Here is a 23,294-nt window from a genome sequence, read left to right on the forward strand (position 1 = left end):
GTCCCGGGCAGCGCGCCCGACTCCAGCCGGGAGACCCACACCAACCTGCGCCGTCCCCGCCCCGAGGAGCTGACCGGCCTCGCCGAGGCGTCCCGCGCCCAGCGCGCGGCCGCGGCGGGACGACGCACCGGCTCACCGGCGGGCGCGCAACGCAGCGGAGCGGGCGGCGCCGTGGCCCGCCGCAGGCGGCTCGTCCTGGCCGGCGCGGCCGCGGCCGTGCTCGCCGTCGTCTGCGTCGGCGGCTACGCCGCCTTCTCCGGCTCCGGTTCCGGATCGACCGGCCACCACCACGGCGACCCCGGCGACGCCGTGTGGCCCACCGCCTCGACCACCCGTGCCGCCGGCCTGCCGAAGGCGCCGGTCGCGGGCGCGACGGACTCCGTCCCGCCGTCGGGCGCCGCGCACCTGCCGGTCTGGGCGGCCTGGACCGACGCCCCCGCCGTTCCCGCGCCGCTGGTCAGCGGCGTCCGCGCGGTCCGGATGGACGGCACGGCCTACGTCTTCGGCACGGACGCGACCGGGGCGATCCGCTACCTGACGCGGACCGGCGGCTCGTTCGGTCCGTGGGGCAAGCTCACCGGGATACACGTCAGCGGCGAACCCGCGCCCGTCGTGCTCCCCGGCGGCGTGCTGCGGCTCTTCGCCACCGGCACCGACGGCCTGATCTACCAGCGCGACTACAGCGGCGGCACGTGGACCCCCTGGAGCCAGCTGGACGGCCACACCCGCGTCGACTCCCCGCCGGCCGCGGCCGCCACCGGCGACCGCGTCGACCTCGTCGCCCGGATCGGCGGCGACCTCGCGACCACGTCCTACGTCGGCGGCGCGTGGACGGCCTGGGCCGCGGTGTCGACGGTGGGCCAGGTGGCAGGCGACCCCTCGCTGGCCGCCGGGAACGGCGGCAGGGTGGACGCCTTCGTCGCCGCCTCGGCGGGAACGGTCCAGCACACCCAGCTCGCGGACGGCCTCTGGCACACCTACCACCCGGTGAGCGGGGTCACCGGCCAGGCCCGCCCCGAGGCGGTCCAGCTCGGCACGGGCGAGACCTACGTCTTCTCCACCGGCCCCGCCTACGCGGCCAGCGCCTCCGGCGTGACCTGGATCGAGGGCACGCTGCCCTCCGGGCCCGCCTCCTCCTACGCCCCGGCCGCCTACACGGACGGCGGCGGCATCACGCTCTTCCGCGTCACGCCGTCGGGCGGCCTGCAGTACACGCACGGGAAGTAGCGCCGGGCCGGAAGGCCTGGCCGGGCCGCGGACTTCCCCGCGCCCCTGACGGGTTCCGGTCTGCATTACCCTTGGCGTGTGGCAGCCATTGATCCTTCCGAAGAGCTCAAGTCGCTCGAGTCGACCATGCAGTCGATCGAGGCAGTCGTCGACCTGGACAGGCTCCGGTCCGACATCGCGGTCTTCGAGGAGCAGGCCGCCGCACCCGATCTGTGGGACGACGTCGACAGCGCCCAGAAGGTCACCTCCCGGCTCTCCTACCTCCAGGGCGAGCTGCGCAAGATCCAGTCCCTGCACGGCCGGATCGACGATCTCGGGGTCCTGTTCGAGCTGGCCGAGGCGGAGGGCGATGCCGACGCCCGGACCGAGGCGGAGGCCGAGCTGGAGTCGGTGCGCAAGTCCGTGCAGGAGATGGAGGTCCGCACCCTCCTCTCCGGCGAGTACGACTCCCGCGAGGCGCTGGTCAACATCCGCGCCGAGGCGGGCGGCATCGACGCCGCCGACTTCGCCGAGCAGCTGATGCGCATGTACCTGCGCTGGGCCGAGCGCCACGGCTACCCGACCGAGGTCTACGACACCTCCTACGCGGAGGAGGCCGGCATCAAGTCCGCGACCTTCGCCGTGAAGGCCCCCTACGCCTACGGCACCCTCTCCGTCGAGCAGGGCACGCACCGTCTGGTGCGCATCTCGCCGTTCGACAACCAGGGCCGTCGCCAGACGTCCTTCGCCGGCGTCGAGGTGCTGCCGGTCGTCGAGTCCAGCGACCACGTGGACATCGACGAGAAGGAGCTGCGCGTCGACGTGTACCGCTCCTCCGGCCCCGGCGGACAGGGCGTCAACACGACCGACTCGGCGGTGCGCATCACCCACCTGCCGACCGGCATCGTCGTCTCCTGCCAGAACGAGCGCTCGCAGATCCAGAACAAGGCATCGGCGATGAACGTCCTCCAGGCCAAGCTGCTGGAGCGCCGCCGCCAGGAGGAGCGCGCCGCGATGGACGCGCTCAAGGACGGCGGCAGCTCCTGGGGCAACCAGATGCGCTCCTACGTGCTGCACCCGTACCAGATGGTCAAGGACCTGCGTACGGAGCACGAGGTGAGCAACCCTCAGGCGGTGCTGGACGGCGACCTCGACGGATTCATCGAGGCCGGAATTCGTTGGCGCAAGAACCAGGAGAAGGCGGACGCGTAAGCGGTTGTGAACGCTTCGTAGCATCAGTGAGGGCCCGGTGGTCGCAAGTTGACCACCGGGCCCTCGTCGCACCATGCTGACGCCCGAAACCTGAGTGGGGGACAGAACGGAAGGGGCGGGTGTGGCACGCGGACACCGCAGAACGAGCGGCATACGCATCGCTGGAGCCTCGCTGGCGCTGGTCGGCGCCGGTCTGACGATCACCGGAGTGGCCAGCGCCAGCATCGTCGACGGACCGAACGACTCGACGACGGTCCCGGGCACCGCGTACGCCACCGGCACCCCGGACGTCAGTGTGAGCGTCGGCCTGCTCGGTGGCGGCGACGGCAACGGCGGCGGCAACGGCAACGGCGGGGACAACGGCAACGGTGGCGCCGACGGCGGCGGCTCCTCGACCGCCACGCCCTCGGGCGGGTCGAGCAGCACCGCCTCGTCCACGCCGTCGACCTCGACGACGGCCTCGTCCGGTGCGAGCGCCTCCGTCTCGGCCTCGCCGAGCAGCGCGGGGGGCGCGAGCGGCGGCGGCACGGGAGGCAGCATGACGCAGGCCCCGGGGCGGACGCAGCTCGCCGAGACCGGGAGCTCCGACAAGACCCCGATGATCCTCGCGGGCGGCTTCACCTTCGTCCTCGGCGGCGCCGTCTTCCGCTTCGGACCGCGCGCCGCGAGCGCCCGTAAGCACTGAGTCGCACCGAGTCACGCTGGGTGACAGCAAAGGGCCGGGACCGATCATCGATCGGTCCCGGCCCCTTCGTGCGTCGGGCGGGTGCGGCTCAGGCGAAAGCGTGCCGGGCTATCACCACGCACGCGATCAGCGCTGCGAGCAGCGCGATCAGGGTCGCGGGGGACAGGGAAGCGAAGAACCCCTGCTGCTGCATCATGCGCGCCCGGCTGGCCCGGCACGTGGGGCAGCGCCCCTCGCTCACGGGACCCGAGCAGTTGGCGCACACCAGGCGGTCGAGCGTCATCGCGATCTCCTCCTCTGATGTGCACAACGCAGAACCCAACACTGTGGGTTCCCTCCACTGTGCCACGTCACGCGCGATCCGGCTGCCCCTTGTCATGGTTTGTCCGCTACTGTCCGTGAACTCCCCCACGATTCCAAGGCGGAACCTGCGGGCTCACATCGGGTTCGCGTAAGGTCGCCCCATTCCTGTCCGCCTACACTGGCCCACCGTGATGCAGCCGTGATCAGATTCGACAACGTCTCCAAGACCTATCCCAAGCAGAACCGTCCGGCGCTGGACAACGTCTCGCTGGAGATCGAGAAGGGTGAGTTCGTCTTCCTGGTCGGATCCTCCGGCTCCGGCAAGTCGACGTTCCTACGCCTGATCCTCCGCGAGGAGCGCCCGAGCACGGGCGAGGTCCACGTCCTCGGCAAGGACCTGGCCAAGCTCTCCAACTGGAAGGTGCCGCACATGCGCCGCCAGCTGGGGACGGTCTTCCAGGACTTCCGCCTGCTGCCCAACAAGACCGTCGGCCAGAACGTGGCCTTCGCGCTGGAGGTGATCGGCAAGCCCCGCGGGACCATCAAGAAGGTGGTGCCCGAGGTGCTCGAGCTGGTCGGCCTCGCCGGCAAGCAGGACCGCATGCCGGGAGAGCTGTCCGGTGGTGAGCAGCAGCGTGTGGCCATCGCCCGCGCGTTCGTCAACCGCCCGATGCTCCTGATCGCGGACGAGCCCACCGGTAACCTCGACCCGCAGAACTCCGTCGGCATCATGAAGCTGCTGGACCGGATCAACCGGACCGGCACCACGGTGTTGATGGCCACCCACGACCAGGCCATCGTCGACCAGATGCGCAAGCGCGTCATCGAGTTGGACCAGGGTCACCTGGTCCGCGACCAGTCCCGCGGCGTCTACGGCTACCAGCACTGAGTTAGGACACATCAATGCGAGCCCAATTCGTCATGGCGGAGATCTGGATCGGTCTCCGACGCAATCTGACGATGACCATCGCCGTGATCGTGAGCGTCGCCCTGTCGCTCTCCCTGGTCGGTGCGGCCATGTTGCTGAACTCCCAGGTCAACCAGATGAAGGGTTACTGGGGCGACAAGGTCGAGGTGTCGATCTACTTCTGCAACAAGACCGACCAGAAGAACACCAACGACACCCCCAACTGCGCCTCGGGTGAGGCCACCCAGGCGCAGATCGACGCGGTGCACGGCCAGCTGGACAAGAACCCGCTGGTGCAGAAGGTCTACACGGAGACGCCGGCGCAGGCGGTCGTCAACTTCAAGAAGCAGTTCCCCGACTCGCCGCTTGCTCCGTACGTCACCCCGGACTCCTTCAACAACTCGCTCCGGGTCAAGCTGACCAACCCCTCGCTGTACCAGGAGGTGGCCAGCCAGGTCGAAGGGCAGCCGGGCGTGGCCAAGGTCGACGACCAGAGCGCCGTGCTGAAGCCGCTGTTCAACCTCATGAACACGGCTCAGTGGGTGGCCCTGGCCATCATGGTGATCATGTTCGGCGTGACGCTGCTGCTGATCGTCAACACCGTCCGCGTCTCGGCGTTCAGCCGCAAGCGCGAGACGGGCATCATGCGACTGGTCGGCGCGTCCAACTTCTATGTGCAGATGCCGTTCATCGCGGAGGCGGCCTTCGCCGCCGTCGTGGGCGCGGTGCTGGCCTCCGGCATGATCGCCGTCGGCAAGTTCGTGCTGATCGACATGGTGCTGAGGAAGCAGATCACGCTGATCAGCTTCATCGGCTGGGGACCGGTGATCCAGGTGATGCCGTTGCTGGTGGTCATCGGTGTCGGCATGTCCTCGTTGGCGGCCGTGCTGACCCTCCAGAAGTACCTGAAGGTCTGACGATCCGAAAAGGTCAAAGCCCCGGAAGCAGTACTGCTTCCGGGGCTTTTCGTCGGATGGGGGCTGGTGTGACGGGCTGTCGGCTCTAGACTGTTCTGCCATGTCACCATCGCGCCCCGTCATCCGCCTCCAGCTGGCGCTGGCGCTGGTGTTCGCGGCGGTCTGCGCGGTCGGCGCCGGAACGGGCGCCTGGGGCACCGAGGGTGGCACCGTCACCACCGCCGCTCCGCGCGCCGGGGGCCACGGCGACGCGGTCCGCGACCGCTGGACGGCCGACTACACCGCCCAGCAGTTCGCTGCCTACAGCGAGGAGCTCGACGGCCACTACGTCGGCGTCGGGCTGTGGTTGGCGCGCTCGCCGCAGGGCGTCGTCACGGTCACCCGGACCCTGCCCGACAGCCCCGCCGCCCTCGCCCGCCTTCAGGCCGGGGACCGGCTGACCGCCGTCGACGGCACCGAGGTCGGCGGCCGCCCGGTCACCCAGGTCGTGGCGCTGCTGCGCGGCGGCGCGGGCGGACAGGTCGGCTCGGCGGTGACCCTGCTGCTCCAACGCGGCACCCGCGACTGGACGGTGGAGCTGCGCCGGGCGGTGCTGGACGAGGACGACGTGCGCGTCGACCATCCCGAGGCCGGGGTGACGCGGATCAGCATGGACGCCTTCACCGTCGGCGCCTCGGAGCAGGTGCAGGCCGCCGTTCACCAGGCGCGGCTGCACACGGCGGGCGGTGGCCGCGGCATCCTGCTCGACCTGCGCGGCAACTCCGGCGGCCTGGTCGCCGAGGCGGTCGCCACCGCCTCCGTCTTCCTCGACGGCGGCCCGGTGGCCCGCTACCAGCCGGCCGGCGGCGGCCCGGAGCAGACGCTGACGGCCGCGGCGGGCGGCGACACCACGACGCCGCTGGTGGTTCTCGTCGACGGCGGCACCATGAGCGCGGCGGAACTCGTCACCGGCGCGCTCCGGGACCGCGGGCGCGCGGTGGTCGTGGGGCAGCCGACGTTCGGCAAGGGCGCGGTGCAGGAGCCGCAGACGCTGACGGACGGCGTGGTCCAGGAGCACACCGTCGGCCACTACCTCACCCCCTCCGGCGTCTCGCCCGAGGGACAGGGCATCCAGCCGGATGTCGCGCTGCCGCCGAGCGCGAGCCCGCAGGCCGCCGAGGTCACCGCGCTGACCGTGCTGAACGATCTCGCCGGCGAGAACGGGCCGTAGCGCCCGCCGGGACCGGCCTCGGGGATATGGCCGTGCCGAAGGGTCGGCCGAAGTGCGAGAATGTCCGGCACTATGGCGAAGAAGAAAGACGACCCGCGCAACAAGCTCATCGCCTCCAACAAGAAGGCGCGGCACGACTACAACATCATCGACGAGTACGAGTGCGGCATGGTCCTCATGGGCACCGAGGTGAAGTCCCTGCGCCAGGGGCGGGCCTCCCTCGTCGACGGCTTCGCCGAGGTGAGCGGCGGCGAGGTCTGGCTGCACAACGTGCACATCATGGAGTACGCGCAGGGCACGTGGACCAACCACGCGGCCCGTCGCAAGCGCAAGCTGCTGCTGCACAGGTACGAGATCGACAAGCTGGAGCAGAAGATGAAGGAGACGGGCTTCACCCTGGTCCCGCTCTCCATCTACTTCAAGGACGGCCGGGCGAAGATCAACCTCGCCGTGGCCCAGGGCAAGAAGCTGCACGACAAGCGGCAGACGCTGCGGGAGAAGCAGGACCGCCGCGAGACCGACCGCGCGTTGTCGGCCGCCCGACGCCGCCAGGGGTAGGCGCGGGGAGGCACGGCCTAATGAACTGGACCGTGGTGTGGCGGTAGCCGTACCATGGAGCCTGCTCAGGGTGGTCCCCACCGCCCCGGAGCGGCCTCGAAGAGGTCTTGACAACTGAAGAGCACACCCACATGGGGGTGATCGGTTTCGACTGGGGCTGTCGAGGCAGAGGAAGCGAGCCGAGGAACGCGGCAATGATCTCGTTAACCACGGGCCGCAAAAAAATAATCGCCAACTCTAAGCGCGATAACTTCGCGCTCGCCGCCTGAGCGAGTAGCGAAGTGGTCAGACCGGGCGCGTCCCCGTCCCGGATCCTGGCCTAATCAAGGGGACTCTACCGTTCGACCCGGTCACGGGGCCGTGCGGAAAATCTAACAGTGGCTGAGCCCGTCGGGAGCTTGTCTGCGTGACTCCCGGGGCTGAGAAAAGCACAGCAGACTGCGCTCGGAGAAGCTCTGGTTCCGCACCACAGGACGCGGGTTCGATTCCCGCCACCTCCACACCACGCATCTTTCGACGACTCGAACGATGCAGCCCATGTGCAGGAAAAGCCGCCCGGTCTCCCGGGCGGCTTTTCTGTGTTTCAGACCTCTCGGGTCAGCGCGAGGCGGGCTTCGCGGAGGGCGAGGGGCCAGTCGAAGCCGGGGGTGTCGTCCAGGCCCGGGGCGGTCATGGTCTCCGGCGTGATGACGCGGGCGCCGGCGGCGTGCAGCGTCTCCAGGGAGCGGGCGTACTGCGGGTGGGCGGCGAGCGCGGAGTTGACGCACGGGAGGGCGACGGTGGGGATGCCGCGGCCGAGGGCCTCGGCCGCGTAGCCGACGACGAAGGTGTCGGTCAGGCCGAGCGCCCATCGGTTGACCGTGTTGAAGCTGGCCGGCGCGAGGAGCACCACGTCGGCGGTGGGCCAGACGTCCTCCTGGCCCGGAAGCTTGTAGTGCGCCCGGACGGGCGCGCCGGTCAAGGCCTCCAGGCCCGCGAGGTACGGGTGCAGCCACCCGGCGGCGGTCGGGGTGAGCCCGAGGCACACCCGCCAGCCGTCGGCCTGGGCCTGCTCGACGGCCGAGGTGATGGTGAGCACGGGTTGCGCGCCGGTACCGAAGAGATAGAGGACGGGTTGGTCGCCTGTCATGGCCCTTACCCAACAGGGGATCGGGTGCATCGTGCAAGCGGATCGGGCCCGCCCAGGCCGTTGACGAGGCGACCGGTCAGGCCACGGGGGCGTCGAAGTCGATCGGGTAACGGAACTGCCAGGCACGGCTTTCGGGCTTGGCCAGCTTGAACATCGTCGGCAGCAGCGCGTCCCGGATCACCCGCGCGACCGGGCCCGCGGCCTTGCGCGAGTTGGTGCGGGCGGTCTCCTTGATGATCCGCTCCACCCGCGGTCGGCGCAGCTCCTCGTAGCGGGCGAGGGCCTGGGGCAGCGGCAGGTCCCGCAGGCAGCGGGCGAGCTCGACGGCGCTCTCCGCGGCCAGCGAGGCGCCCTGGCCCGAGCTGGAGGAGGGCGCGTGCGCGGCGTCGCCGGTGAGGACCAGGCGGCCGCGGCTCCAGGCGACCCGGCTGGTCTTGGTCGGGAGGGGCATGTTCTCGGCGCTGCCGGCGAAGAGCATCGTCTCCGGCTCGGTGGCGGCGAGCATCCGGGCGGCCGGGGTGTTGTCGTCCGCGCAGAGCTGCCGCAGGTGGTCGAGCCAGTACGCGGCGCCGCGCTCGCGCTGCTGGTTGACCGAGAGCGGCTGCGGGACCGGGAGGTTGATGAACCAGATGCCGGTCCCGTCCGGGAAGACCTGCCAGGCGAAGAAGCAGCGCTTGCCGAAGGTCATGTGCATCCAGCCCTCGGTGGGCGGGACGTCGTCGACGTGGACCATGGCGCCGAAGCCGGCGGTGCCGGCGAACTGCGGCGCCGGGGCGGCCGGGTCGATCAGGCGGCGGACCGTGGAGCGCAGGCCGTCGGCGCCGATCAGCACGTCGGCGGTCGCGGTGGTGCCGTCCTCGAACCGGGCGGTGACGCCGTCGGCGTCCTCGGTCGCGTCGACGATGCGCTTGCCGTAGACGGTCTCGATGCCGCGCTCCTCGGCGGCCCGGCGCAGCGCGCCGAAGAGTTCGGCGCGCATCACGAAGCGGGTCGGGTCGATGCCGGGCAGCGTGCCGAAGCGCGCCAGCGTCTTGCCGTTCCAGCTGTGCAGGATCAGGCCCTCGGTGGGCGTGCTGACGGCGCGGACCGCGTCGCCGACGCCGATGGCGTCGAGGGCCTGGACGCCGTTGGGGGACAGGCCCATGCCGCCGCCGACGTTCTCGGCCGGACCGTCGTAAGCCTCGAAGATCGTCGCCTTGATGCCCGCCTGCTCCAGGGCCATCGCGGTGACGGGGCCGGCGATACCGCCGCCGACGACCAGTGCGGAGCGAACCTTGCCAGTCTTGGTGTCCATGGGTCGATAGTCTCACTGAAACTAGTTTCTTGTCAACTACTGGCGTGGCGAGTAGCGCCGGGTGGGCCGGCTCGTAGGGTGGGAGGCGTGGCGACCCGAAAGCTCGACGATCGCGCCCTCAACCGGGCCTTGATGGCACGTCAGTTCCTGCTGGCCCGAGAGGGGCGCCCGGCGCTGGACGTCGTGCGGCATCTCGTCGGCCTGCAGTCGCAGATCCCGCTCAACCCCTACACGGCCCTGTGGTCACGCCTCGTCGGCTTCGAACCGGCCGAGGCGTCGGCCCTCCTCGCCGGGCGGGAGACCGTCCGGCTGTCGACGCTGCGCGGGACGATCCACCTCCACGACGTCGACGACGCGCTGCTGCTGCGCGCCTTCTGCCAGGGCGTGCACGAGGCGACGCCGTTCGGGGAGCGGGTCGTCTTCCGCCGGCAGCTCGACGGGATCGAGCCGCGGGAGCTGTGGGCGGTGGGACGCGCGCTGCTGGAGGAGACGCCGCTGACCACCGCCGCCCTCGGAAAGGCGCTGGCCGAGCGGTTCCCCGGGTGCGACCCCAGCGCGCTGAGCACCGCCGTCCGGTACAAGCTCTCGCTGGTGCAGGTGACCCCGCGCGGGGAGTGGGGCCGCAGCCAGGCGCCGACGCTGACCACCGTCGAGGCATGGCTCGGCCGCCGGCAGCGCACACCCGACGCGGCCGCAGTCGAGGCTCTGGTGGCGCGCTACCTCGCCGCGTTCGGGCCGGCCAGCGTCCAGGACATGCAGAGCTGGTGCGGGGTGACCCGGCTCGGGGAGGTCTTCGAACGGCTGCGGCCGCGCCTGGCGGTCTTCGCCGACGCGACGACCGGCCGCGAGCTGTTCGACCTGCCCGACGCGCCCCGGCCGGACCCGGAGACGCCCGCCCCGCCGCGGTTCCTGCCGGACTACGACAACGTGCTGATCGGACATGAGAACCGGGCCAGGGTCCTGGACGACGAGGCCAGGCTGTGGCTGTCGGCCAACAACAACGGCTACCGGCCCGCGCTGCTCGTCGACGGCCGCGTCGCCGGCGTCTGGTCCCTCGCCAAGCGCAGGCGCAAGGGCGACCCGGCGGTCCTGGACGTCGAGCTGCTCCCGCACCGCTCCCGCCCGGGCGGATCCCGCTCGCTCGGCTCCGGGGCGGCGTCCGCCGAGCTGCCCGCGAGGGTGCGGGCCGAGATCGAGGCCGAGGCCGCCGACCTGCTGACTTTCCTCGCGCCGGAGGCGTCCGCAGCCGAGGTGCACCTCCACTGAGACGGGGTACAGGGCGTAGGATCAACAGTTCCCTTTTCCGGAAGGGGACCGCACCAGCCCACGATGGACCCGAGGGGAACTCTTGGCCTCGCCCACCCGCCCGTCCGCGGAGTCAGCCCGCTCGAGCGACCACAGAGCCGACCGGACGCCGACCGACCACGCGACCCTGCTCGCCAGGGAGATCGCGGTCGAGCAGGCACATCTCGACACGGTCTACCGGCGCCTCGGCGAGAAGCTCGCCGAGGCGGAGTTCCTGCTCGACGACGCCAACCGCAAGTTCATGGCCGGTACGCCGGGCGCGCTGGCCGAGCGCGACGCGCAGGTCTACCAGGCGGGACGGCACCTCCAGCGGCTGACGAACGAGTTCGAGGACTTCCTCTTCGGCCGGATCGACCTGCAGCAGCCGGACCGCCCGGAGGAGGACGGCTTCCCCTCGCAGACCCCGCTCGACCCGGCGGACCCGGAGATCGCCGAGACCCTGCACGTCGGCCGGATGGGCGTGCTGGACGCCGAGTACGGGCCGCTGGTCATCGACTGGCGCGCGCCCGCCGCCGCGCCGTTCTACCGGGCCACCCCCCGCCAGCCGGGACGGGTGGTGCGCCGCCGCGTCATCCGCTCGCGCGGCCGCAAGGTGCTGGGCGTCGAGGACGACCTGCTCCGCCCCGACCTGGAGGCGCGCCTCGACGGGCAGCCGCTCGCCGTCGTCGGCGACGGCGCGCTGATGGCGACGCTCGGCCGGGCCCGCGGCCACTCCATGCGCGACATCGTCTCCTCCATCCAGCAGGAGCAGGACGAGGTCATCCGCGCCCAGGCCGCAGGCGCCACGCTGGTCACCGGCGGCCCCGGCACCGGCAAGACCGCCGTGGCCCTGCACCGCGCCGCCTACCTGCTCTACCACGACCGCCGCCGGTACGCGGGCGGCATCCTGGTGGTCAGCCCGACCCCGCTGCTCGTCTCCTACACCGAGGGCGTGCTGCCGGCGCTGGGCGAGGAGGGCCAGGTGGCCATCCGCGCCATCGGCGGGCTGCTCGACGGTGAGGACGCCGACCGCTACGACACCCCGGAGACCGCCCGGATCAAGGGCTCCTCGCGGATGCTGCCGCTGCTGCGCCGCGCCGCCCGGGCCGGCCTCGACGGCCCGGACACGCCGTCCGGGCTGCGGGTCGTCGCCCAGGGCGAGGTGCTGAGGCTGGACGCGGACGCGCTGCGCAACCTGCGCCGCACCGTCCTCGGCGGCAACACGCCCGTCAACCTGCTGCGCCCGCGCGCCCGCCGGATGCTGCTCGACGCGCTGTGGACGCGGCTGCTGCGCGGCCGCCCGGCGCCCGCCGACCGCTACGAGCGCGAGGAGCAGCAGCGGCAGCGCGAGAGCTTCGACGAGTACGTGGCGGACGAGGACGTCTTCCTCGACTTCCTGGACGCCTGGTGGCCCGCGGTCACCCCGCGCCGGGTGCTGGCCGTCCTCGCCGACCAGCGTCGCCTCGGCGGCCTCGCCCGCGGCTCGTTCAGCCGCGCCGAGCTGCGGCTGCTCTCCGACTCGTGGAAGCACCTGGACCGGCAGGGCCGCGGCGGCGTCTCCGTCGCCGACGTGGCGCTGCTGGACGAGCTGAACACGCTGCTGGGCGAGCCCTACCGGCCGCGGGTGCGCGAGGTGGACCCGACGGACCTGCTGACCGGCCTGGACGAGGTCACCGTCTACGGCGACCGCCAGCGCCGGGAGCAGGAGCAGCGCGCCGCGGCGGCCGCCGAGCGCCGCGACTACGCGCACGTGATCGTGGACGAGGCGCAGGACCTGACGCCGATGCAGTGGCGCATGGTGGGCCGCCGGGCCCGCAACGCGACCTGGACCATCGTCGGCGACCCGGCGCAGTCCTCGTGGATCGACCCGGCCGAGGCGCAGGCCGCGATGGACGAGACGCTGGCCGGGAAGCCGCGCCGCCGGTTCACGCTGACCACCAACTACCGCAACCCGGCCGAGATCGCCGAGGTCGCCTCGCGCATCCTGGCCCAGGCCGCGCCCGGGACGGAGCCGCCGGTCGCGGTGCGCTCCACGGGCGCGCTGCCGCGCTTCGCCGCGGTCGCGGCCGAGGACGAGCTCGGCGAGGCGGCCCGGGCGGAGGTCCGGCGGCTGCTGGACGAGGTCGAGGGCACCGTCGGCATCGTCGTGCCGATGGACCGGCGCGAGGAGGCGCGGGCCTGGATCGCCGGCCTGGGCGAGCGCGCGGTCGCGCTCGGCAGCCTGGAGGCCAAGGGCCTGGAGTACGACGCCACGGTCGTGGCTGACCCGTCGGGTATCGCGGGGGAGTCGGAGGCCGGACTGCGGGTCCTCTACGTGGCGCTGACCCGCGCGACGCAGCGGCTGACCGTGCTCAGCGGCCCGTTGGACCTGCCGGACTCGGCGGGCGTCCCGGCCCTGTTGCAGGGCTGACGCAGGCACAGACAAGTGAGGCTCCCCACCGGTCCGGTGGGGAGCCTCACTTGATTCTCCGTCCAGTGCGACACCGACCCGCCATGCTCGCCTCGCGGCAAGTGGTCCCTCTGAGGGACGAAGGTTGGGCCCGGGGGCTTGGATCGAGCCGGTGTCGCACAGCCAGAGTAACAAAGGTCCCCCGGAACGCATTCCCCTCCCGGGAAGACCCGCTCCGTGGAAGTGCATTTCCACCTACCGACAAGTAGGTGCGACCATCGAGGCGACTCCATAGTTGTGCGGTACAGGAAGAAGGCAACGTCGATGACGGCGGTCCCCAGTGTCTCCAACTCGATCACGGTGCGCCTGGAGGTCCCGGCCCGCGGCAACGCGGTGAGCCAGATCACCACTTCGGTGGAGTCCTCCGGCGGAACGGTGACCGGCCTCGACGTCACCGCCTCCGGCCTGGAGTCGCTGCGCATCGACGTCACCATCGCGACCACCTCGGTGACCCACGCCGAGGAGATCGTCGAGAAGCTGCGCACCATCGAGGGCATCACCATCGGCAAGGTCTCCGACCGCACCTTCCTGATGCACCTCGGCGGCAAGATCGAGATGTCGAGCAAGCTGCCGATCCGCAACCGCGACGACCTGTCGATGATCTACACCCCCGGCGTCGCCCGGGTCTGCATGGCCATCGCGGAGAACCCCGACGACGCCCGCCGCCTCACCATCAAGCGCAACAGCGTCGCCGTCGTCACCGACGGCTCCGCCGTGCTCGGGCTCGGCAACATCGGCCCCAAGGCCGCGCTGCCGGTCATGGAGGGCAAGGCGGCCCTGTTCAAGCGCTTCGCCGGCATCGACGCCTGGCCGATCTGCCTGGACACCCAGGACAGCGACGAGATCGTCGCCATCGTCAAGGCGATCGCCCCCGGCTTCGCGGGCATCAACCTGGAGGACATCTCCGCGCCCCGCTGCTTCGAGATCGAGGCCCGTCTGCGCGAGGCGCTCGACATCCCCGTCTTCCACGACGACCAGCACGGCACCGCCATCGTCGTCCTGGCCGCGCTGATGAACGCGCTGGAGGTGGTCGGCAAGCACATCGGCGACGTCCGCGTGGTGATGTCCGGCGCGGGCGCGGCCGGCACCGCCATCCTGAAGCTGCTGATGGCGGCCGGCGTCCGGCACGCCACCGTCGCGGACGTGCGCGGCGTGGTCCACCTCGGCCGCGACGACCTCAACGACTCGCTGCGCTGGATCGCCGAGAACACCAACCGCAGCAACCGCACCGGCTCGCTCAAGGAGGCCGTGCGCGGCGCCGACGTCTTCATCGGCGTCTCCGCGCCGAACGTCCTCGACGGCGACGACATCGCCGCCATGGCCGAGGACGCGATCGTCTTCGCGCTGGCCAACCCGGACCCGGAGGTCGACCCGGCCGTGGCCCGGCAGACCGCCGCCGTGGTCGCCACGGGCCGCAGCGACTTCCCGAACCAGATCAACAACGTGCTGGTCTTCCCCGGCGTCTTCCGCGGTCTGCTGGACGCGCAGAGCCGTACCGTCAACACCGAGATGATGCTGGCCGCCGCGCGCGCCCTGGCCGCGACGGTGGGCGCGGAGGAGCGCAACGCCAACTACATCATCCCGTCCGTCTTCCACGCCGACGTGGCCAAGACCGTCGCCGCCGCGGTGCGCGACGCGGCGATCGCGGCGGGCACCGGCCAGGCGCCGAGCAGCGGCGCGAGCGAGACCGGGACCTTCCCGATCGTCTCCGGCTGACCCGCACCCGGGTGGAGCAGCGCTCGATCGCGGGCTGACCTGCGTTTGGGGCCACCGGACCGCAACCGATACGGTGTGCCCCGGCGCGTCGTTTACGACACTTCCGGAAACGTCCGCCTAGAGTGACCGGCGGGAGTCCCATGAGCGCACGCGGGAGCGTGGCGCTGTTCGTGTGACTCCCGCGGGTGCCGGATTCGCTTTCCCGGCGGCAGTGGGGGCAGGATTCGTGCTCAGGCACACCCCATCGCCTGTCGGGACGCCATCGCAGCCATCACCGGCTGCTCGATGGCTCGGCTCGGCAGCCGAGGCGGCGGTCCTCCGGGGCAGCCGAGGATCGCAACGCGACAGACCACAATGGAGTACACATGAACCGCAGTGAGCTGGTGGCCGCTCTCTCCGAGCGCGCCGAGGTGACCCGCAAGGACGCCGACGCCGTCCTGGCGGCCTTCGCCGACATCGTCGGCGACGTCGTGGCCAAGGGCGACGAGAAGGTCACCATCCCCGGCTTCCTGACCTTCGAGCGCACCCACCGTGCCGCTCGTACCGCCCGCAACCCGCAGACCGGCGACCCGATCCAGATCCCGGCCGGCTACAGCGTGAAGGTCTCCGCGGGCTCGAAGCTGAAGGATGCCGCCAAGGGCAAGTGAGCCCTGGCGCCGGGCCCTGACCACCAGGGGCCCAGCACCGTCTCCACGAGCCGGTCACCCCGCCCAGCGGGGTGACCGGCTCGTGCCGTTTTTCGGGGGCGCGCGGGGCGGGTGTGCTGCTTGACTGACCGGATGTCAGCCTCCGAACGCGACCAGACCATGCCCGACGGCCACGGCCACGGCCACGGCCACGGCCACGGCGACGTCGTCGACGTCGCTGCCTTCCTCGCCCGCTTCGCACGGCGTCAGGCCGCCGGGACGACCGAATTCCCCGGCGGCTTCGCGGTGCGGGACCCCGCCTACGCCCGGTCCTGGGAGCACAACCAGGTGGTCGTGGACGGCGCGACCGATCCGGAGCTGCTCGTCGACCGTGTGGACGCGCTGCTGGACGGGCTGGGGCACCGGATGGTCACCGTCCTGTCCGATCCGCTCGGAGAGCGCTGCGCGCCGCTCCTGACCGCCGCCGGATACCGGCAGGGCGCCGTCGTGGTGATGATCCACCGCGGCGCCCGCCCCGGGGCGGCTCCGACCGTCGAGGAGCTCGACCTGGACGCGCTGCGCCCGGCGCTGCTCCGGCAGGAACGGGCCTTCTGGCCCGACGCCGACGAGGAGACGTGGCATCACCTGGTCGAGCGACGCACGGCCCGGCTGCGGGGCGCCGACGAGGTCCGCTTCCTGGCCGCACGCGCCGAGGACGGCTCCCCGGCGGCCTGGATCGACCTCTACCGGGACCGGGCGACCGGCATCGCCCAACTGGAGGACCTGGTCACCGCGGTGCCCCACCGTGGCCGCGGCCACGCCACGTCCGTGCTCACCACGGCCCTGCACCGGGCGGCGGACGCGCGGCTGGTCTTCCTGCTCGCCGACGCCGACGACTGGCCCCGGCAGTGGTACGCCCGCCGGGGCTTCGAGACGGCGGGCCGGATGCACGTCTTCACCCGCCAGTCGTGAGCACGAGGGAAGAGAAAGGCGGACCGGGCGGCCCGTCGCGGGCTGCCCGGTCCGCCTTTCACGCCGAGACGGGCGAGGCTCAGACCGCCGCCTGCGGCAGCTCGATCTGGGCGCCCAGGGCCCGGAGCTTGTCCATGAAGTTCTCGTAGCCGCGGTTGATCAGGTTGATGCCGTGGACGTGCGAGGCGCCCTGCGCCGCGAGCGCGGCGATCAGGTAGGAGAAGCCGCCGCGCAGGTCCGGGATGACCAGCTCCGCGCCCTGGAGCTTGGACGGGCCGGAGACGACCGCGGAGTGCAGGAAGTTGCGCCGGCCGAAGCGGCACGGCGTGCCGCCGAGGCACTCGCGGTAGAGCTGGATGTGCGCGCCCATCTGGTTCAGCGCCGAGGTGAAGCCGAGACGGGACTCGTAGACCGTCTCGTGGACGATCGACAGCCCGGAGGCCTGCGTCAGGGCGACGACCAGCGGCTGCTGCCAGTCGGTCTGGAAGCCGGGGTGGACGTCCGTCTCCAGGGCGATGGCCTTGAGCTCGCCCCCCGGGTGCCAGAAGCGGATGCCCTCGTCGTCGACCGCGAACGCGCCGCCGACCTTCCGGAAGGTGTTGAGGAAGGTCATCATCTCCAGCTGCCGCGCGCCGCGCACGTAGATGTCACCGTGCGTCGCCAGCGCCGCGCAGGCCCAGGAGGCCGCCTCGAGGCGGTCCGGCAGGGCGCGGTGGTTGTAGCCGCCGAGGCGGTCCACGCCGGTGATGAGGATGGTGCGGTCGGTGCCCATGGAGATGATCGCGCCCATCTTCTGCAGCACGCAGATCAGGTCGACGATCTCCGGCTCGATGGCCGCGTTGCGCAGCTCGGTGACGCCCTCCGCCAGCACGGCCGTCAGCAGCACCTGCTCCGTGGCCCCCACCGACGGGTAGGGCAGCTCGATCTTGCAGCCGCGCAGTCGCTGCGGCGCGCTCAGCTCGGTGCCCTGCGGGTGCTTCTCGATGACGGCGCCGAACTGGCGCAGCACGTCGAAGTGGAAGTCGACCGGCCGGCCGCCGATGTCGCAGCCGCCGAGGCCCGGGATGAACGCGTGGCCGAGGCGGTGCAGCAGCGGGCCGCAGAACAGGATCGGGATCCGGGAGCTGCCCGCGTGCGCGTCGATGTCGGCGACGTTGGCGCGCTCGACGTAGGTCGGGTCGAGCACCAGCTCGCCCTCCTCCTCGCCGGCGCGCACGGTGACGCCGTGGAGCTGCAGCAGGCCGCGCACGACCTTGACGTCGCGGATGTCCGGAACGTTGCGCAGCCGGCTCGGCTCGTGACCCAGCAGGGCCGCCACCATGGCCTTGGGCACGAGGTTCTTCGCGCCGCGGACACGGATCTCACCCTCCAGCGGCGTTCCGCCGTGGACGATCAGGACATCGTCGGTCATGTTCTCGCGATCCTGGGGGGTCTGGGGAGTCGGATGGTCGAAAAGTGCGCAAGGGTGCACGCACCCTGAGAGATGGTAATGGTCCTGCCCATGGTTCCTTTCCGCCCCGGGAACCCTCCGCCCCTGGCCGGACGGCGGATGCGGGGTGGACGGCTGTGGGCAAGGTCACGGGAGGGCACGCGGACGCGCGCGTTCGAATGCCGTACGCGGGCCTGGTGCGGGATCATGTCTGGCATGACGGTGCCCGTCTCGCTCACCGGACGTCTGCTCGTGGCCTCTCCGGCCATGACCGATCCCAACTTCGACCGCGCGGTGGTCCTGCTGCTGGACCACGACGCGGAGGGTTCGCTCGGCGTCGTGCTGAACCGGCCGACGCCGGTCGAGGTCGGCGCGGTCCTGGAGACCTGGGCCGATCTCGCGGGCGAGCCGCCGGTGATCTTCCAGGGCGGTCCGGTCGGCCTGGACTCCGCGCTGGCGCTGGCCGTCGTCCCGGGGGAGCAGGGCGAGGAGGAGGTGCTGGGCTGGCGCCGGGTGCACGGGGCGATCGGCCTGGTGGACCTGGAGGCCCCGCCCGAACTGCTGGCCGGGGAGCTCGGCGCGCTCCGGGTCTTCGCCGGCTACGCGGGCTGGGCCCCGGGCCAGCTGGAGGACGAGCTGACGCAGGGCGCCTGGTTCGTGGTGGAGTCCGAGCCCGGCGACGTCTCCGCCCCGGCCCCGGAGCGGCTGTGGCGTTCGGTGCTGCGCCGCCAGCGGGGCGAGCTGGCCCTGGTGGCGACGTACGCGGACGACCCGAGCCTGAACTGACCCGGGCGCCGGCCTCGCCGCGATCGGAATCACGTCGGCGGGCTGGACCGTTCCGGAACCGCCCGAACTAGACTTGGCCGGCATGAGCACCCTTGAGCCCGAGCGCGCGACCGGTACCGGCACCCTGATCGAGGAGGTCCCGCAGACCTCCCACGGCGACGGCGACCACGAGCGGTTCGCGCACTACGCCGACAAGAACAAGATCATGGAGAGCGCGCTGAGCGGCACGCCCGTGGTCGCGCTCTGCGGCAAGGTCTGGGTGCCCAGCCGCGACCCGAAGAAGTACCCGGTCTGCCCCCTGTGCAAGGAGATCTGGGAGGGCATGAGCAGCAGCGGCAAGGACAAGGACAAGGACAAGTAGTCCGCGTCGGCCGGTCTTCCTCCGGCCGCTCCTCCTCCGGCCGGTCCTCCTCCGGCGGGTCCTGCCTGGGCGGCGGTCCGCGCGGCGAGGGTGCAATGGTCTAGTCCTTCGGGGTGGCGGCGGGGCAGGATGAGGTCATGGACCTCATCCCCGCGCCGCTGTCCCTCGCCCGGCCCGCCGGAACGGACGCCTACGAACTCACCGCCGCCACCGCGCTCCAGGGCGGACCGGGCGCCGGGCCCGTCGCCGCCTGGCTCCGCGCGGAGCTCGGTGCGGCCACGGGCCTGCCGCTGCTGCCCGGCCCCGTCGGCGTCTCCCTGGCGCTGGACGCGAGCCTCGCCCCGGAGGGCTACCGTCTCGCCGTGGACGCCGACGGCGTCCGGCTGACCGGCGGCACCGCCGCCGGCCTCTTCTGGGCGGCGCAGACGCTGCGCCAGCTGCTCGGTCCGCGGGCGTACCGCCGCGGCGCGATCACCTCGGAGAGCTGGTCCCTTCCCCCCGTCGTCATCGAGGACGCGCCCCGCTTCGGCTGGCGCGGCCTGCTGCTCGACGTCGCCCGGCACTTCCTGCCCAAGGCGGACGTCCTGCGGTTCGTCGACCTCATGGCCGCGCACAAGCTCAACGTGCTGCATCTGCACCTGACCGATGACCAGGGCTGGCGCGTCGAGATCCGCCGCTACCCCCGGCTCACCGAGGTCGGCTCCTGGCGCGAGCGCTCCATGGTCGGCTTCCGCGACGGCGGGCGCCGCGACGACCGCCCCCACGGCGGCTACTACACCCAGGACGACCTGCGCGAGATCGTCGCCTACGCCGCCGCCCGGCACATCACCGTCGTCCCCGAGATCGACATCCCCGGCCACTCGCAGGCGGCCATCGCCGCCTACCCCGAACTCGGCAACCACGACGTCGTCGACACCACCGCGCTGCGGACCTTCACCGACTGGGGCATCAACCCGAACGTGCTGAACGTCGAGGACGGCACGCTGCGCTTCTACGAGCACGTCCTTACCGAGGTGCTGGAGCTCTTCCCCTCCGCCTTCGTCCACCTCGGCGGCGACGAGTGCCCCAAGCAGCAGTGGCGCGCGAGCGCGACCGCACAGGCCCGGATCAAGGAGTCGGGCCTCGCCGACGAGGACGAGCTGCAGAGCTGGTTCATCCGCCACTTCGACCGCTGGCTGGCGGAGCGCGGTCGGCGGCTGATCGGGTGGGACGAGATCCTCGAAGGCGGGCTCGCGCCCGGGGCGGCGGTGTCGTCGTGGCGCGGGTACGAGGGCGGAATCGCCGCCGCGCGGGCGGGACATGACGTGGTGATGTGTCCCGAGCAGCACGTGTACCTGGACCACCGGGAGTCGGCGCGCCCGGACGAGCCGATCCCCGTCGGCTACGTGCGGACGCTGGAGGACGTCTACCGCTACGAGCCGCTGCCGCCGGCGCTGCGCCAGGAGCCGGAGGCGGCAGGGCACGTGATCGGCACTCAGGCCAACCTGTGGACGGAGTTCATGGACGACGCCCGGTCCGTGGACTACCACGCGTTCCCGCGAGTGGCCGCGTTCGCGGAGGTGGCCTGGTCGGAGCTGCCGCGGGATCCCGCGGCGCGCGACTGGGAGGGTTTCGCCGACCGCATGGCCACGCACTACGCGCGGCTCGACGCGATGGGGGTCGAGTACCGCCACCCCGACGGCCCGCGTCCGTGGCAGCAGCGCCCGGGCGTCCTGGGCCGGCCGGTGGACGGACAACCCTGACCTTCCGTGCAAATCGGGCAGTTGTACCGTTTGGGGGCCCGTGCGGCCTTCACAGCGCGTGTGCAATCGTTGTGCTTCCACGCCACATCGGGAGGGTGCGCAGCAGGTGCGTTTCCACGTACCGTACGGCCAGGAGGGTGGCGGCGTGAGCGGCCCGAGCACGGTGGGACACGAGTGAACCAGACGATCATGCTCCCGGCCTCGCTGGACGAGGCCGTCAGCGCCATGGCGGAGTCGCCGGGCGCGGTGCCGGTCGCGGGCGGGACCGACCTGATGGGTGCGGTCAACGCCGGGCTGCTGCGCCCGATGGCGCTGCTCGGGCTGGGGCGGGTCACCGAGCTCAGGGGCTGGCAGTACCAGGACGGCGCGGCCCTCCTGGGTGCGGGGCTGACCCACGCCCGGATGGCGCGTCCGGACTTCGCCGCGCTGATCCCCGCCCTCGCCGAGGCCGCGGCGACCGTCGGTCCGCCGCAGGTGCGCAACGTCGGGACGCTCGGCGGCAACATCGTCAGCGCCCACCCGGCCGGAGACACCCTGCCCGTGCTGGCCGCGCTCGAAGCGACGGTGACGCTGGTGGGTCCGGAAGGTGGACGGGAGGTGGCGGTCAGTCACCTGCTGACCGGCTTGGACCCCTTGCGTTCGGGCGAGTTGCTCGCATATGTCCGAGTTCCGCTGCTGCACGCGCCCCAGGTCTTCCTCAAGTCCGGCGGCCGCACCGGCCCCTCCCGCGCCGTCGCCTCCGTCGCGCTGGTGCTGGACCCCGCCCGCAGGGCCGTGCGCTGTGCGGTCGGCGCCGTCGCGCCCGTCCCGCTGCGGCCGTTGGAGGCCGAACAGTGGGTGGCCGGCTGCATCGACTGGGACGGGGAGCGTACCGTCGACCCGGGCGTGGCGCAGGCGTTCGGCGAGTACGTCGCCTCCGCGTGCGTCCCCGACGCCGCAGCCGAGGTCGCGGCTGGTAGAACGGATGCCGCGCCCACGACGGCACGGCTTCGGCGTACCGTGTCCGTACTGGCCCGCCGCGCACTCGGGAGGGCGCTTTCGTGACGGACTTTCTGACTTCCCCACTGGGCTTCGGCGCGGACGACTCGCCGCGCACCTCGTACACGCTGCGGGTCAACGGCGTGGACCGGCCGGTCGCGGACGCGTGGATCGGCGAGAGCCTGCTGTACGTGCTGCGTGAGCGGCTCGGCCTCGCGGGCGCGAAGGGCGGTTGCGAGCAGGGCGAGTGCGGCGCCTGCTCGGTCCAGGTGGACGGCCAGCTGTCCGCCGCCTGCCTGGTGCCGGCCGCGCTCGCCGCGGGCGTCGAGGTCCGCACGGTCGAGGGCCTGGCCGAGGAGGGCGTGCCCTCCGACGTACAGCAGGCGCTGGCCGAGAGCGGCGCGGTCCAGTGCGGCTACTGCGCGCCGGGGCTGGCGATGGCCCTGCACGACCTGCTGGAGCGCAACCACCACCCCAGCGAGCTGGAGGCCCGTCAGGCGCTCTGCGGCAACCTCTGCCGTTGCACCGGCTACCGGGGCGCCCTCGCGGCCGTCCAGGCGGTGGCCGCCGCGCGCGCGGAGGAGGACGAGTCGCCGGGTGAGGACGTCGCCTCGACGCCCTACTTCGGCGACGGTCCGGTGGACGGCCTCATCGAGGCCACCTCGCCGGTCGAGGAGCTGGTCCCGCTGGCCGGGCCCGCCGTCCCGGCGCAGGCCGAGCACGTCGACGGCTACGACTACGAGGCCTACGAGGGCGAGGACCAGGCCGACGACGAGGGCTACGACGTGGAGGCGGAGCTGCCCGTCTACGTCGACGTGCCGCCGCAGCACGGCGGTTACGAGAACTACGAGAACTACCAGGCGCCGGGTTACGGCACGCAGGAGCCGGGCTACCCGCAGCAGGAGAGTTACCCGCAGCAGGGGTACGCCACCGGAACCTACGGCGAGTCGTACCAGCAGCCGTACGGGGAGGGGCCCTATCCGGGCGGTCCGTTCGGCGGGCGCTTCCCGAGCCAGTCCGACGGCCCCGCGTCCGGGCGGGCCGCCGGGGAGGCGGTCGGCACGCTGCTGATGACGGAGCAGCCGGGCGGCACCCAGGAGATCCCCGTCGTGGGCGCCCCGCAGGGCGAGTACCACCCGTCGGCGGAGTACGCGGCGGACGATCACGTGACCGGGGAGTTCCACGTCGGCGAATACGCCACGGGTCAGTTCGCCACGGGCCAGTTCGAGACCGGTCAGTTCGCCACGGGCCAGTTCGAGACCGGTCAGTTCGAGACCGGGCAGTTCCACACCGGGCAGTTCGCGACGGGACAGTTCGACACCGCGCAGTTCGCCACGGACGACCACGCGGCCGAGTACGGCCACCAGGAGCGACCGGCCTTCGGCGACCAGGTGACGCCGACCGTCCCCGAGCAGGCCGGCCCGGCCGGCCAGGCAGGGCAGACCGGCGAGCTGCGCCTGGGCGCGGGGCTCGGAGCCGGCCTCGGTGCGGGCATGCGGGCCACCGCCGCCGCGCGGCGCCTCGCGGGAG

The 23,294-nt window shown here is 72.1% G+C and carries 20 protein-coding genes, 1 other RNA gene and 1 pseudogene; 18 read left to right on the forward strand and 4 right to left on the reverse strand.

The genetic code is table 11. The features are described from left to right. The 3 genes from TR50_RS38505 to TR50_RS43340 form a co-directional block, all read left to right on the forward strand. On the forward strand, positions 1-1,227 hold a 1,227-nt coding region (locus TR50_RS38505; RefSeq protein ID WP_500804189.1), incomplete at its 5' end, for a DUF8189 domain-containing protein. 78 nt (positions 1,228-1,305) lie between these two features. Further along, positions 1,306-2,418: a peptide chain release factor 2 gene (gene prfB / locus TR50_RS38510; RefSeq protein ID WP_042433773.1), complete on the forward strand. Its 1,113-nt coding sequence runs from the start codon at positions 1,306-1,308 to the stop codon at positions 2,416-2,418. 121 nt (positions 2,419-2,539) lie between these two features. Then, complete coding sequence (locus tag TR50_RS43340) at positions 2,540-3,103, forward strand: hypothetical protein (RefSeq protein ID WP_052441811.1); 564 nt, start codon at positions 2,540-2,542, stop codon at positions 3,101-3,103. Positions 3,104-3,191: 88 nt separating this feature from the next. Here the strand turns inward: TR50_RS43340 and TR50_RS38520 are convergent, their stop codons facing one another. Then, positions 3,192-3,386 (reverse strand): hypothetical protein, encoded by a 195-nt coding sequence (locus TR50_RS38520; protein ID WP_042374348.1) that lies wholly within the window; start codon positions 3,384-3,386, stop codon positions 3,192-3,194. 219 nt (positions 3,387-3,605) lie between these two features. Between TR50_RS38520 and ftsE the strand changes: the two genes are divergently transcribed. From ftsE to ssrA, 5 genes are all read left to right on the forward strand, one after another. Continuing rightward, positions 3,606-4,295, forward strand: coding sequence for a cell division ATP-binding protein FtsE (gene ftsE / locus TR50_RS38525; protein ID WP_042374349.1), 690 nt, complete (start codon positions 3,606-3,608; stop codon positions 4,293-4,295). Between the two features lie 14 nt (positions 4,296-4,309). Further along, positions 4,310-5,230, forward strand: coding sequence for a permease-like cell division protein FtsX (gene ftsX, locus TR50_RS38530; protein ID WP_042433775.1), 921 nt, complete (start codon positions 4,310-4,312; stop codon positions 5,228-5,230). A gap of 100 nt (positions 5,231-5,330) precedes the next feature. Continuing rightward, a complete protein-coding gene (locus TR50_RS38535) occupies positions 5,331-6,440 on the forward strand; it encodes a S41 family peptidase (protein WP_042433778.1) in 1,110 nt (369 codons plus the stop codon). A 72-nt stretch (positions 6,441-6,512) separates the two neighbouring features. Beyond that, positions 6,513-6,998: an SsrA-binding protein SmpB gene (gene smpB, locus TR50_RS38540; RefSeq protein WP_042433781.1), complete on the forward strand. Its 486-nt coding sequence runs from the start codon at positions 6,513-6,515 to the stop codon at positions 6,996-6,998. Positions 6,999-7,131: 133 nt separating this feature from the next. After that, positions 7,132-7,501: a transfer-messenger RNA gene (gene ssrA / locus TR50_RS43760) on the forward strand. An 80-nt stretch (positions 7,502-7,581) separates the two neighbouring features. Here ssrA and TR50_RS38545 read toward each other — a convergent pair. Continuing rightward, positions 7,582-8,127 carry a flavoprotein gene (locus TR50_RS38545; protein ID WP_042433784.1) on the reverse strand — a complete coding sequence of 182 codons (546 nt, stop codon included), beginning with the start codon at positions 8,125-8,127 and terminating at the stop codon, positions 7,582-7,584. Between the two features lie 76 nt (positions 8,128-8,203). After that, on the reverse strand, positions 8,204-9,421 hold the full coding sequence (locus TR50_RS38550) for an FAD-dependent oxidoreductase (protein ID WP_042433787.1): 1,218 nt from the start codon (positions 9,419-9,421) through the stop codon (positions 8,204-8,206). 87 nt (positions 9,422-9,508) lie between these two features. Between TR50_RS38550 and TR50_RS38555 the strand changes: the two genes are divergently transcribed. The 5 genes from TR50_RS38555 (at position 9,509) to TR50_RS38575 (ending at position 16,468) form a co-directional block, all read left to right on the forward strand. Continuing rightward, a complete protein-coding gene (locus TR50_RS38555; RefSeq protein WP_052441812.1) occupies positions 9,509-10,687 on the forward strand; it encodes a winged helix DNA-binding domain-containing protein in 1,179 nt (392 codons plus the stop codon). A gap of 166 nt (positions 10,688-10,853) precedes the next feature. Further along, on the forward strand, positions 10,854-13,115 hold the full coding sequence (locus tag TR50_RS38560) for a HelD family protein (RefSeq protein ID WP_042433813.1): 2,262 nt from the start codon (positions 10,854-10,856) through the stop codon (positions 13,113-13,115). 303 nt (positions 13,116-13,418) lie between these two features. Then, on the forward strand, positions 13,419-14,870 hold the full coding sequence (locus TR50_RS38565) for an NAD-dependent malic enzyme (RefSeq protein ID WP_042433789.1): 1,452 nt from the start codon (positions 13,419-13,421) through the stop codon (positions 14,868-14,870). Positions 14,871-15,235: 365 nt separating this feature from the next. Continuing rightward, on the forward strand, positions 15,236-15,517 hold the full coding sequence (locus TR50_RS38570; RefSeq protein ID WP_042374359.1) for an HU family DNA-binding protein: 282 nt from the start codon (positions 15,236-15,238) through the stop codon (positions 15,515-15,517). 132 nt (positions 15,518-15,649) lie between these two features. Then, a complete protein-coding gene (locus TR50_RS38575; protein ID WP_236654768.1) occupies positions 15,650-16,468 on the forward strand; it encodes a GNAT family N-acetyltransferase in 819 nt (272 codons plus the stop codon). A gap of 79 nt (positions 16,469-16,547) precedes the next feature. Here the strand turns inward: TR50_RS38575 and murA are convergent, their stop codons facing one another. Next, complete coding sequence (gene murA, locus TR50_RS38580) at positions 16,548-17,879, reverse strand: UDP-N-acetylglucosamine 1-carboxyvinyltransferase (protein WP_042433792.1); 1,332 nt, start codon at positions 17,877-17,879, stop codon at positions 16,548-16,550. 225 nt (positions 17,880-18,104) lie between these two features. Here murA and TR50_RS38585 point away from each other — a divergent pair, with 225 nt between their 5' ends. The 5 genes and pseudogenes from TR50_RS38585 to TR50_RS50480 all read left to right on the forward strand — a co-directional run. Next, positions 18,105-18,683: a YqgE/AlgH family protein gene (locus TR50_RS38585; protein WP_042433794.1), complete on the forward strand. Its 579-nt coding sequence runs from the start codon at positions 18,105-18,107 to the stop codon at positions 18,681-18,683. Between the two features lie 82 nt (positions 18,684-18,765). Continuing rightward, positions 18,766-19,044 carry a DUF3039 domain-containing protein gene (locus tag TR50_RS38590; protein WP_042433796.1) on the forward strand — a complete coding sequence of 93 codons (279 nt, stop codon included), beginning with the start codon at positions 18,766-18,768 and terminating at the stop codon, positions 19,042-19,044. Between the two features lie 137 nt (positions 19,045-19,181). After that, positions 19,182-20,786: a beta-N-acetylhexosaminidase gene (locus TR50_RS38595; RefSeq protein WP_042433798.1), complete on the forward strand. Its 1,605-nt coding sequence runs from the start codon at positions 19,182-19,184 to the stop codon at positions 20,784-20,786. Between the two features lie 189 nt (positions 20,787-20,975). Beyond that, a complete protein-coding gene (locus TR50_RS38600; RefSeq protein WP_084701723.1) occupies positions 20,976-21,830 on the forward strand; it encodes an FAD binding domain-containing protein in 855 nt (284 codons plus the stop codon). A gap of 35 nt (positions 21,831-21,865) precedes the next feature. Beyond that, positions 21,866-22,340 (forward strand): annotated as a pseudogene (locus TR50_RS50480) ((2Fe-2S)-binding protein); the annotation flags it as partial. Positions 22,341-23,294 lie beyond the last annotated feature (954 nt).

It is taken from the genome of Streptacidiphilus anmyonensis, assembly GCF_000787855.1.
Classification (GTDB): Bacteria; Actinomycetota; Actinomycetes; order Streptomycetales; family Streptomycetaceae; genus Streptacidiphilus; species Streptacidiphilus anmyonensis.